Raw genomic sequence first — 10,907 nt, forward strand, 5'->3', positions numbered from 1 at the left:
AAAAACAATACCATCTTAATCAAGAATTATAAAGGAGGCGACAACATGTCAATAAACAAAGAACTTTTAAAAGGGAGTACGGTAATTCTCATACTTAAATTAATTAATAAAAAACCAATGTATGGATATGAGATGATAAAAGAGATGGAAGAAAAATCAAATGGGGTTTTTAAATTAAAGGAGGGTACACTTTATCCGATTCTTCACACCTTAGAGGCAAAGGGACTAGTTGAGGCCTATTGGGATGAAGGCTCTGGTAATCGTCCCAGAAAATACTACAGGATAATGGATGAAGGTCTATTGTCTTTGAAGGAAAAAGAAGAAGAATGGACAACTTTCCGTTCCACCGTTGATAAAATATTATGGGAGGCCGTATTATGGGCGTAGGAAATAATTCTAAAATTAGTGAATATATAGATTATGTATGTTCTTATGTGAAATATAAAGCAGCTCATAAAGAAATAAAACAGGAGCTATCATCACACATAGAGGATATTGTAGATGAATATGCTTCAAGCAGAATATTACAAGAAGAAGCGGTAAGTAAAGCCGTTGAACGAATGGGAGATGGTATAACCCTAGGTAAACAGCTAAATATAGCCCATAAGGGAACCCCAGATTGGATCACATTAATTTTAACCATAATCCTTGTAAATACGGGTGTTGCTTTGATGTATCTTATGCAATATAAAAGTTCATATCAACATAGTGATTATTTATTTAATCACAGCCTATTATATTCCGCTATCGGTACCATAGGCATAGTATTATTATATTTCTTCGATTACAGAAAATTAGAAAAGTACTCGCAACATATTTTCGCAGGAATGTGTTTGTTATTTATCCTATTTATATTTATAGGTAACCCTATAAATGGAAGTCTTTTTATTTCAATTGGTTCTTTTAGTATTGATATTAAAGCAATTAGCTTATATGTATTTATATTTTCCCTTTCAGGTATATTCAATAACTATGACTGGAACAAAAGAATGAATTTAATTAAAGCTTTTGGCTATTTAATTATTCCGATGTACTTAATACTTTCTGTTCAAGGCTTAGCTTACTATGGAATTTACTTTATTTCATTTATAGTTTTAGCCCTTAAGTCTAAGATGAAAATAAGATATGCTTTTTACATTATTGCATTTAATAGTATATGTTTTATATTATATCTTTTCAATGCACCATATAGAATAGCGAGACTTTTGAGTTTTTTAGACCCATTCTCTGATCCCGATGGAGCTGGATACTTAGGTATACAGATGTACAAAATAACTCATACATCTGGAATTTTCGGGAACGGGTTTTCTGCAAATGAAAAACTATTAAAAGTGCCTGAGATGCACTCAAATTTTATATTTAATTATATAGTGCACACTTTTGGTTGGCTTGGAGCGGCGGTTATTATTACTATTATTATTTCTTTCATATATCGAATTTTGCATATTTCAAAATATGTCAGAGATACTTATGGCAGATTACTTATAGCTGGACTAATTAGTATATTTATAGTACAATTTGCAACAAATATATTAATGAATGTAAATTTATTCCCTATTATAGGAATTGCACTTCCTTTTATAAGCTATGGAGGTTCTTTAGAGCTTATTAATATGGCATCTGTAGGTATTATTATGAGTGTGTATAGAAGGAGAAGTTTAACCAATTAAAAATTGTATCTCAATTACTATTATGTTGCAACCATTAGTTATAGCTATATTTTAATATCAAAAAGCAGTGAGAAAATCTTATCTCACTGCTTTTTGATTAATTATTTTTCTTTCTCTGAACCTTTTTTTCCATAAATTTTATGTAGTATTGAATCATATTGCCCTAACTTATCTGCTAACATATGCCAATTTTTATGTTCAGCATTGGAAACATTCACTTGATTAGTCTCCACATTTTTTAATCTTGCACTAATATCTTTAATATCCTTATTCATTTGTGTTAACATTTCTTTTAGTTCGTTATCCATAATTTATCTCCTTAGTGTGCTTTATATTTTACTTAAATCTATTATACATTATTTTTATATATACCGCATAATTAAATCATCATCTGCGATGCTGCAATATTAATGACTTCAGAAGGAGATTTAGACTCCCACTAAAGTTTTTTATTTGTTATAGAATGTAACTCCCACTTATAGAAGTAGGAGACTTTCCTTCTGAAATGTCATTAAACTATTTCAAAATGACTATATCATTTCCTCCTAATTTTCATATACTATAATTAACATAGATAATCTTAGGGGGTCATTATTATATTTAAAACAATAAATTTAAGTCACCCCAGAAAAGCATTAGTGAGTAGCATTGATAATGTTATCTTCGATACAAAACTAAAAGACACTAAACACAACACATATCCAGTCATAATAAGTTGTATAATTGGATGTATATTTCTGAAACAAAATTACGCGTATGCTACAGACGCGGTACAAGAAGGTACAGGCGTTATTAATACTTTATCTATCCTCGGGCCACCAACATTACTTACAGCAGTAGAAATTTATAAGATACGAGGTTATATAAAGAAGTACATCGGAAATCTAAAATTATACTCACATGAAACTTAATTGTAAATTGTTAAGGCTCAGAACGAATGCTGAGCCTTAATAATTTACAATTAAAATTCTTTTATAATCAATTCTTTCTTGTCCACGGTAGAATTATACATGATTCCAATTAGAATCAATACTCCACCAATAACTTTTCCTTTTGAAACAAATCCAGCTATAAAATAATCAATAAGTATTCCTGTGAAAATTTGACCTATGAATATGAGTAAAGTAGTATATATAGTTGGTATTTTAGGAATTACAACGTTTGAGCTTGCAACCACCATAACTCCTATTAGTCCACCTAAAAGTGCCCATAATGGTATTTTCGAATAATCATTATAGGATAGGTCCACAAAATTGCGTACTATAATAATCAAGAGTATAGTAGTTAATAGTCCTACTATGTAGTTTACTAGGGTACCCTGGAATACTCCTACTTTTTTAGCTAAATGTGAATTTATAATCATAGACAATATAATAAAACATCCACATAAAGCTGCTGAAATTATATATAACATATTTCCACTCCTCTATTTATAATATATCATTGTAACTAACCCTAATGATATTATAAAAAAAACCACGATTTTTTTCTTATTAAACTTGTAAATGTCTAAACCAAATAATCCATAATGATCAATAAAGCTGGCTAAAATTAGTTGTCCAAAAACTCCTAAGGACAATGTTAACGAAGCCCCAAGGGCATTGAAGCATAAATTGTTTAAAAATACCACCAAAACTCCTATTAATCCACCACTAAACAAATAAATCGGTATATTTTTATTTAACCTTAACTTCTGTTTTTTAAATATTAAAATAATAATTACAGCAATAAGACCCACTATATGAATTATTAATAGTGATTGATAGGAATCTGTGTAATTTGCCAAAATCCCATTAAAAGTTACCATTATAGTAATTAAAATACCTATAAATACCGCAGATGCCTTATACATTGAATTTCCTCCAGTCTTTAATAAATGCCTCTTTTATAAGATTAACATAAAAAAGCTTGGTTCTATATGACACATGTCATATTTCTAGTAAATTTGTTTATACAAAACAAAAACAATCCATTATAATGATACTTAGATACTAAATAAATAATTATTTTTCCATGCAATACTAAAAGGAGGTCCCCATTGTGAAACGAATAAATAGTAAAAATGAACTAGACAATTATATAAAAAAATATAATATCAATGATTTTTTCGGCATAGATATGTATGAATATATGGAGCTACATAGTTTTGATAAAGGAAGTCACCTCGTCAAAACTGATGAACCCATAGATTATTTTTATTTTTTTGTACAAGGGAAAGTAAAAATATATACTGTTCTTAAAAACGGTAAATCTCTACTATTTCGGTTACATAAACCACTTGTTATAATTGGAGATGTGGAATTTATTGATTATGACACGGCGAATTCAAACATTGAAGCCATAACTGAATGTTTGTGCATTGGAATCTCTATGAATAATATACGAAAATACGCTGTTAATGATCAAACTTTTTTAAAGTGTATGTGTACAAGCCTTGGCAAAAAATTTATTAGCTCATCTATTTCCAGTTCAATAAATATCCTCTACCCTCTAGAAAATAGATTGTCAAGTTACCTACTTGCTATTGCGCCAGAAAACAGCAATCTTTCTACCCTAGATGTTGGAATAACAACTGATAAATTTACTGAACTTGCAGATCTGCTTGGAACAAGCTATAGACATTTAATTAGAACCATAAATAAATTATGCAATGAAAAAATAATAAAAAAAGAAAAAAACTCTATTATCATTCTAAATATGGCTGAATTAGAAAAGCTTGCAGGGGATTTGTACCAGTAAAAAAAAGGTGTATACTGCTGTACTATCTTACAGCAGTATACACCTTTAATTATTATCACAAAGAAAGAATACTATCTAATTCCATCTATTCTACCCTTTAATGCCTTAAAACGCCCATTCACATAATTAATAAGTTCTTTTCTATTCTCTTTTATTTCATTTGGAGCACTAGCAACCATTGTAATTATATCTAATTTGTTACCTTTTATGTCTTTGGCAACATCATATGCTAAGCACTTATTTTTTATTTTCCAATAGGTTATGTTAAATTGATCTGCTTGGCGTTTATTATAATATCCTTTTTCAATACCAAACTGAAATAAATCTGCCGCTGATTCTAATTCTTCTAAATCTTCAACTTCTAAAGTCTCATTAACTAATTCATCAAATGTTTTCATTATAGCACTCCTTTTATCCGATAATATTATAATTGTTATGCATAGTATAACTTAAATTTTTGTTTTTATAAAGTCGCCTTTAACTAAATGTTTGTTATACCTTTTATATTTTAACACAAATTTAAGATTATTTGAATTTTTTTTGTAATATAATATTTCAACCATCATGATTATAATAAAAATACAAGTTGGTGCATAACTTAATGGTGCATAGTGATTTCATATGGTAATATGCCACTGCATGAAATGCAAAAGAAAATATAGTGACATATGCTAAAACTGATAATATCATTAGTAATACAAATAGGAATATTAACTGTTAAATAATAAAGATAAAACCAAGTTGTGTGTTGTGTATAATCAACTTGGTTTGTATTGTCATACTATTTATTTGCTTTTTCTGCTCTAATAGTTTTACCTTTTATTGTTGATTTATTAAGAGCTTCTAATACTAACTTTCCTTTTCCTCCCATAATATCTACATGAGAGAAACTATCTTGAATATCTATAATACCTATGTCATCAACACTAACACCCTCAATATTGCAAATAGTTCCTACAATATCTACATTTCTAATTTTTTTCTTTTTACCTGCACTGATATATATTTTCATTATATCCAAACTGAAATTAGAGGCTTTAGTCTTTTTAATAATAGGCTTAGCATCATTTTTTTCATAAAATGCTTCCCTGAACGGTTCGGACTCTTCTTTTGATGGAATTGGCCTTTTAGGGATTTCCATACCAATATAGTTTTCTATGTTTTGTAAAAATCTTTTTTCGTGATGAGTTGTAAATGTTATAGCACGTCCTTTTTTTCCAGCACGTCCTGTTCTTCCTATTCTATGAACATAATTCTCTTTTTCAAGTGGTAAATCATAATTTATTATATGGGTAATGTCTTCTACATCAATACCTCTAGCTGCAACATCAGTAGCAACTAAAAATCTAAATTCACCTTTTTTAAATCTCTCCATAGCATCTAATCTTTCATTTTGAAGCAGACCACCATGTATCTTAACGCAGGAATAATGTCGATTTTTCATTTGATCAGTTATTACATCAACATTTTCTTTTGTTTTACAAAAAACTATACAAGAGTCTGGATTTTCAATATAAAGTGTTCTCTTAAGCAAACTAAGTTTCTTATCTTCCTCTACTTCATAGCATACTTGATCTATTTTCTCAACGGTTAATTTTTCGGAATCCATTTCTATTTTCACTGGGTTAACCATATATTTCATACAAATTGCTTCAATAGATTCTGGTATTGTAGCTGAAAATAACATTGTAACCCTGTTTTTAGGAACAGCCTTAATAACATCTTCTACTTGTTCTATAAAACCCATACTAAGCATTTCATCTGCTTCGTCTAATATTAAATATTTCACCTTATCTAAATTAATTGAACCTCTTTTAATATGATCTAAAGTTCTTCCTGGTGTACCAACTACTACATGAACTCTTTGCTTTAACTGTTTCTTTTGCATTTCTATAGGTTGTTTACCAAAAACAGCTATGGCTCTAACTTTTTTATATCTACCTATTTGCGTTATATCCTGACTTACTTGAAGCGCTAGTTCTCTAGTAGGCGATAGTACTAAGACTTGAGGCTCTGTTTCCTCAATATCTATACTCTCACAAAGTGGAATAGCGAAGGCTGCTGTTTTTCCACTGCCTGTTTGTGATCTTACTATGATATCTTTGCCTTCAAGAGCTATAGGGATAACTGAAGCTTGAACCTCTGAAGGATTTTCATATCCTAAATTATTAATTGCTTTTAATATTTCTTCGCTAATTTTAAATTCATCAAATTTTATGTTACTCATTTTAACTTCCTCTCTTGTTTTATATATAATTTTTAAGTATAACTTAAATATATTTTTAGCCCATAAGTATATATTATACCATGATTAACGGAAAAGAGATAATGATTATAATCATTATCTCTTTTTCTAGATATCTATTAAGTTTATTCACAAGGATATATATAATTTGCTGCAACACGAACATCTAAATCTTCAATGTCAATATCGTCTGGAAGTACAAATACTAATTTTTTTCTAATAGTACCACATGGACCGCAATCATTTTCTTTAGATAATATTTTACAAAATCCTCTAAAAGCAAGTATCCTGTGACATTTATCATATATAATACAAGCAACACATACTTTTTTACCAAAGGCTACATTATCGACTTGTACTCTTACAGTCAATAATTTAGCACCGTTTTCCTCCATATTTACAGGTTCTGAATTAATAGTATTACATAATTCACTTGGATTGCATTTATTGTTATCATTTGGTCTTTCATCTTTACCCATTTAACAAAACTCCTTTTTTATATAAATTTATAACGAAATAACACTAGTTTATAAGTTAGTAACGATTTTATGGGTACATATATCACTACAATATATTTAATATATTGCGAAGGTAATATTATGAATTGATATATGTATTTACAAACTAGATTAATATATTGAGTAGTTTTAGTTATAAATTTTTATTAGTTTTACTCTATAGGTAGTAAGTATTTTATATAATAATATATTCCTTCATGTAAGTAAATGTGAACAAAAACACTTAATATATTTTATATATGGTAAAATTAAATTAATTACTATTGAAAGAGGTGTAGCAAAATGAATAGATGCAGTTGGTGTGGGGATGATCCCTTATATGTGAAATACCACGATGAAGAATGGGGAGTACCAGTCCACGTAGATAGAAAACATTTTGAATTTCTTGTTCTTGAATCTGCTCAAGCTGGTTTAAGCTGGATTACTGTACTTAGAAAAAGAGAGAATTACAGAATAGCTTATGATGATTTTGATTTTAATAAAGTTGCGCAATATGATGATGAAAAAATAGTTGAACTCCTTCAAAATGCTGGTATTATTAGAAATAAGCTTAAAATAGTTGCTTCTATAAATAATGCTAAAATGTTTCTTAAAATTCAAGAGGAATTTGGTAGCTTTGATAATTACATATGGGCCTTCGTGGACCATATTCCAGTAACTAACCACTGGGAGAATACTGCAAACGTACCCGCAACTTCTGATTTGTCAGATAGAGTTAGTAAAGATTTAAAAAAACGTGGTTTTAAATTTTTAGGATCAACTATAACTTATGCTCACCTCCAAGCTACTGGTATAATAAATGACCATATTTCAAGTTGCTTTAGATACAACAGCAGAAGAAATTTCTAATGCAATTCTAATCTTTTGCTAATAAATTTTTAATTTTTCTACCTTATAATAACAATATAGAAAATAAATATGAGGAGGAATTTAAATGTCAATAAATTTAGAACAAATTGATGAATTAAGGAAAAGAGCTAACGTAAGTTATGAGGATGCAAAAAATGCGCTAGAGATATCTAACGGAAGTCTTATCGAAGCTTTAGTATATTTAGAAAAACAAGATAAAATTAAGGAACCGGAAACCACAAGTTCTGGAGGTCAATTTTTTAAAAAGGTGAAGAAACTTATTAAAAAAGGAAACGAGACAAAACTTATAGTTAAAAAAGATGATACCGTTGTACTAAATATTTGCGTAACATTAGCAATTATAATATCTATAGCGGTTACACCATTAACAATTATAGCATTAGTATTGGCCCTTGCAACTAACCACAAAATAAGAATCAAAAAGAAAGATAATGAGTGTTCTGAAGCAAACAATATTTTCGATAAAATGTCCGTTGCTGTTAATAAAGTAACTACAAAAATTACTGAGGAAATGAAAACTGAATAGTATTGACATAATCTATTGCCTACATTTGTAAATGTAGGTTGTTTTTTTAGAAAACACTAAAATATATATCCAATTGTCTACAATTATGTATATAATAAAACTATTGATATTATTTGGGGGTTAATGTATATATGAGCGGACAAAAGATTTTAATAATAGAGGATGAAATAAAAATAGCGCGGTTTCTACAGTTAGAACTAGAATATGAGGGTTATATTGTTAGTCAATGTCATGACGGTCGGGGAGGTTTAGATAAAGCAATTAATGAAATTTTCGATGTTATAATTCTCGATGTTATGTTACCTTCTTTAAACGGCCTGGAGGTATTACGAAGGTTAAGGCAAGTATCCGCAGTTCCTGTTATAATGCTTACAGCAAAAGATGAGATAATGGATAAAGTTATGGGCCTTGATATAGGTGCTGATGACTATATGACAAAGCCCTTTGCAATTGAAGAATTACTTGCAAGAATAAGAACAGCGTTAAAAAAATCACCTATACTAAAAAAGGTTTCTAATATATTATCTGCTGGTGATCTTTTCATAGACTTAGATGCACATACGGTTACATTCAAAAATGAATCTATAGAACTAACAAAGACGGAATTTGATTTACTTAAATACTTAATAGAGAACAAAAATATTGTTCTTACAAGAAATAAGATTATTGATATAGTGTGGGGATATGAATATATGGGCGATACTAACGTAGTAGATGTGTACATTAGGTATTTGAGAAGTAAAATTGATGATAGGTTTAACAATAAATTTATTTATACCATGCGAGGGGTGGGATATCTTTTAAAAGATGAATAATGTAAAATCTATCTTTAGGCTTCTATTGCAATATTTTGGACTTCTCTTAAAATCAACAAAAGTAGTCCTGATTTTTACGCCGAAATTATTACAGAAATTAACATACGAAATAAATAAGCGACTAAGATTTTCAATTAGTTTCAAAATGACTGCAGTATATACTCTGATTTTTTCTATTATACTCTTCATATTAAGCATTGTTTTAATTATAGGATTTAGACTGTTTCTGTTAAATGAGGTAAAGATTGAACTTAATAAGTTTAGTTCAGTAGCTCTTAATTATGCTAAGTTGGACAATAATTTTGAAAGCTTTGATATAAATATTTTTTCTGATTTAGAATATGTAACCTTAAATGTTTTTGATGAAAGTGAAAATCTAGTTTATTCTACTGTGGAAGACAAAGAAAATCAAACTTTTTATAAAAAGGCCTCACCCTCCCCCATTATAGATGAAATAAATCAGCAATTTGTTTTTGTAACAACTAAATTAGACCAAAATAATGAAATCCATTACCTACAATTTTATAAAAACATTGATAAACAAAATGAATATTGGGTTATTTTCATCTTAATTATTTTTTCTATAAATGTATTTTCTTTAATTGTAACGTTAGGTGTTGGATCTAAAGCTAGTAAAAAAATGCTTTTGCCAATAAGAGATATGACAAAAACTACAAAAGCTATTTCTGTTAATGCCCTAGGAACTAGGCTTAATGTTAGTAATTCTCACGATGAACTAAAAGATTTATCTCAAACTATTAATAAAATGCTGGACGGTATCCAAACTTCCTATGAACAACAAAATCAATTCGTATCTGATGCTTCCCATGAGCTTCGAACTCCAATTGCCGTTATAAAAGGTTATGCAAATATGCTATCACGTTGGGGAAAAGATGACCGGGATGTATTAGATGAATCGATAACCGCTATAAAAGACGAAGCGTACGATATGCAACAGTTAGTAGAAAAACTTTTGTTTCTTGCAAGAAGCGATAAGAATACTCAAAAGATTAATAAGCAGGAGTTTTACATCAATGAATTGGTAGAGGAAATTATAAAAGAAACGAAATTAATTGACAGTAATCATGAAATTCGGACTGAAATGAATAAAAAATCACTTATTTATGCAGATAAAAAATTATTAAAACAAGCATTAAGAGTTTTCATTGATAATAGCATAAAGTATACTCAAATTGGTGGAATGATAGTGTTAAACTGTTATATTAAAAGGAATAATTTAATTATTGACATTATAGATACCGGAATAGGCATTTCTAAAGAAGATCTTCCTTTCATCTTCAATAGATTTTATAGATGTGATAAATCAAGAACAAAAGAAAGTGGTGGCACAGGACTTGGATTATCAATTGCAAAATGGATTATTGGTAAACACAATGGCTCCATTGTAGTAGAAAGCAGACCCGAAATAGGAACAACCATAAGAATTGGGATCCCGATAAAAAGTAAATTATGATGAATAATTAAAAAAGTAGCAGTGCATGTACATGCACTGCTACTTTTTTA

14 protein-coding genes are annotated in these 10,907 nt (G+C 29.0%); 8 read left to right on the forward strand and 6 right to left on the reverse strand.

The window, feature by feature from the left end:
• Positions 1–45: 45 nt before the first annotated feature.
• Both JJD95_RS11140 and JJD95_RS11145 read left to right on the forward strand, forming a co-directional pair.
• A complete protein-coding gene (locus tag JJD95_RS11140) occupies positions 46–387 on the forward strand; it encodes a PadR family transcriptional regulator (protein ID WP_291643093.1) in 342 nt (113 codons plus the stop codon).
• Positions 378–1,670: an FtsW/RodA/SpoVE family cell cycle protein gene (locus tag JJD95_RS11145; RefSeq protein WP_291643094.1), complete on the forward strand. Its 1,293-nt coding sequence runs from the start codon at positions 378–380 to the stop codon at positions 1,668–1,670. The genes JJD95_RS11140 and JJD95_RS11145 overlap by 10 nt, the downstream gene beginning before the upstream one ends.
• A gap of 101 nt (positions 1,671–1,771) precedes the next feature.
• Here JJD95_RS11145 and JJD95_RS11150 read toward each other — a convergent pair whose 3' ends face one another.
• Positions 1,772–1,978, reverse strand: a complete 207-nt coding sequence (locus JJD95_RS11150) for a hypothetical protein (protein ID WP_291643095.1) — start codon at positions 1,976–1,978, stop codon at positions 1,772–1,774.
• A 330-nt stretch (positions 1,979–2,308) separates the two neighbouring features.
• On the opposite strand from JJD95_RS11150, the gene JJD95_RS11155 reads away from it, so the two are divergent.
• Positions 2,309–2,581, forward strand: a complete 273-nt coding sequence (locus JJD95_RS11155) for a hypothetical protein (protein ID WP_291643096.1) — start codon at positions 2,309–2,311, stop codon at positions 2,579–2,581.
• Positions 2,582–2,631: 50 nt separating this feature from the next.
• On the opposite strand, the gene JJD95_RS11160 is transcribed toward JJD95_RS11155, so the two are convergent.
• Positions 2,632–3,084, reverse strand: a complete 453-nt coding sequence (locus JJD95_RS11160) for a DMT family transporter (protein ID WP_291643097.1) — start codon at positions 3,082–3,084, stop codon at positions 2,632–2,634.
• Between the two features lie 12 nt (positions 3,085–3,096).
• Positions 3,097–3,522 (reverse strand): DMT family transporter, encoded by a 426-nt coding sequence (locus JJD95_RS11165; RefSeq protein WP_291643098.1) that lies wholly within the window; start codon positions 3,520–3,522, stop codon positions 3,097–3,099.
• A gap of 188 nt (positions 3,523–3,710) precedes the next feature.
• Between JJD95_RS11165 and JJD95_RS11170 the strand changes: the two genes are divergently transcribed.
• Positions 3,711–4,409 (forward strand): cyclic nucleotide-binding domain-containing protein, encoded by a 699-nt coding sequence (locus tag JJD95_RS11170; RefSeq protein ID WP_291643099.1) that lies wholly within the window; start codon positions 3,711–3,713, stop codon positions 4,407–4,409.
• Positions 4,410–4,480: 71 nt separating this feature from the next.
• On the opposite strand, the gene JJD95_RS11175 is transcribed toward JJD95_RS11170, so the two are convergent.
• The 3 genes from JJD95_RS11175 to JJD95_RS11185 form a co-directional block, all read right to left on the reverse strand.
• The gene (locus JJD95_RS11175; protein ID WP_291643100.1) at positions 4,481–4,807 is read right to left on the reverse strand and encodes a hypothetical protein; all 327 of its coding nucleotides are present in this window, start codon (positions 4,805–4,807) and stop codon (positions 4,481–4,483) included.
• A 383-nt stretch (positions 4,808–5,190) separates the two neighbouring features.
• On the reverse strand, positions 5,191–6,636 hold the full coding sequence (locus JJD95_RS11180; protein WP_291643101.1) for a DEAD/DEAH box helicase: 1,446 nt from the start codon (positions 6,634–6,636) through the stop codon (positions 5,191–5,193).
• A gap of 143 nt (positions 6,637–6,779) precedes the next feature.
• The gene (locus JJD95_RS11185; protein ID WP_291643102.1) at positions 6,780–7,133 is read right to left on the reverse strand and encodes a hypothetical protein; all 354 of its coding nucleotides are present in this window, start codon (positions 7,131–7,133) and stop codon (positions 6,780–6,782) included.
• A gap of 321 nt (positions 7,134–7,454) precedes the next feature.
• Here JJD95_RS11185 and JJD95_RS11190 point away from each other — a divergent pair, with 321 nt between their 5' ends.
• The 4 genes from JJD95_RS11190 to JJD95_RS11205 all read left to right on the forward strand — a co-directional run bounded on the left by JJD95_RS11190 (position 7,455) and on the right by JJD95_RS11205 (position 10,857).
• A complete protein-coding gene (locus JJD95_RS11190; protein ID WP_291643103.1) occupies positions 7,455–8,021 on the forward strand; it encodes a DNA-3-methyladenine glycosylase I in 567 nt (188 codons plus the stop codon).
• 85 nt (positions 8,022–8,106) lie between these two features.
• Positions 8,107–8,568, forward strand: coding sequence for a DUF4342 domain-containing protein (locus tag JJD95_RS11195; protein WP_291643104.1), 462 nt, complete (start codon positions 8,107–8,109; stop codon positions 8,566–8,568).
• Positions 8,569–8,699: 131 nt separating this feature from the next.
• Entirely contained in the window at positions 8,700–9,383 is a 684-nt protein-coding gene (locus tag JJD95_RS11200) for a response regulator transcription factor (protein WP_291643105.1), read from the forward strand.
• A gap of 145 nt (positions 9,384–9,528) precedes the next feature.
• The gene (locus JJD95_RS11205) at positions 9,529–10,857 is read left to right on the forward strand and encodes an ATP-binding protein (RefSeq protein WP_291643106.1); all 1,329 of its coding nucleotides are present in this window, start codon (positions 9,529–9,531) and stop codon (positions 10,855–10,857) included.
• The last annotated feature ends 50 nt before the right edge of the window (positions 10,858–10,907 follow it).

This window comes from Clostridium sp. (assembly GCF_016650035.1).
In the GTDB taxonomy this organism is placed as follows: domain Bacteria; phylum Bacillota; class Clostridia; order Clostridiales; family Clostridiaceae; genus Clostridium_AD.

Coding starts and splice junctions, on each gene's coding strand:
- JJD95_RS11185 (WP_291643102.1), bottom strand. CDS start 7,133: ATGGGTAAAGATGAAAGACCAAATGATAACAATAAATGCAATCCAAGT.
- JJD95_RS11165 (WP_291643098.1), bottom strand. CDS start 3,522: ATGTATAAGGCATCTGCGGTATTTATAGGTATTTTAATTACTATAATG.
- JJD95_RS11190 (WP_291643103.1), top strand. CDS start 7,455: ATGAATAGATGCAGTTGGTGTGGGGATGATCCCTTATATGTGAAATAC.
- JJD95_RS11145 (WP_291643094.1), top strand. CDS start 378: ATGGGCGTAGGAAATAATTCTAAAATTAGTGAATATATAGATTATGTA.
- JJD95_RS11175 (WP_291643100.1), bottom strand. CDS start 4,807: ATGAAAACATTTGATGAATTAGTTAATGAGACTTTAGAAGTTGAAGAT.
- JJD95_RS11200 (WP_291643105.1), top strand. CDS start 8,700: ATGAGCGGACAAAAGATTTTAATAATAGAGGATGAAATAAAAATAGCG.
- JJD95_RS11205 (WP_291643106.1), top strand. CDS start 9,529: ATGACTGCAGTATATACTCTGATTTTTTCTATTATACTCTTCATATTA.
- JJD95_RS11195 (WP_291643104.1), top strand. CDS start 8,107: ATGTCAATAAATTTAGAACAAATTGATGAATTAAGGAAAAGAGCTAAC.
- JJD95_RS11180 (WP_291643101.1), bottom strand. CDS start 6,636: ATGAGTAACATAAAATTTGATGAATTTAAAATTAGCGAAGAAATATTA.
- JJD95_RS11160 (WP_291643097.1), bottom strand. CDS start 3,084: ATGTTATATATAATTTCAGCAGCTTTATGTGGATGTTTTATTATATTG.
- JJD95_RS11140 (WP_291643093.1), top strand. CDS start 46: ATGTCAATAAACAAAGAACTTTTAAAAGGGAGTACGGTAATTCTCATA.
- JJD95_RS11150 (WP_291643095.1), bottom strand. CDS start 1,978: ATGGATAACGAACTAAAAGAAATGTTAACACAAATGAATAAGGATATT.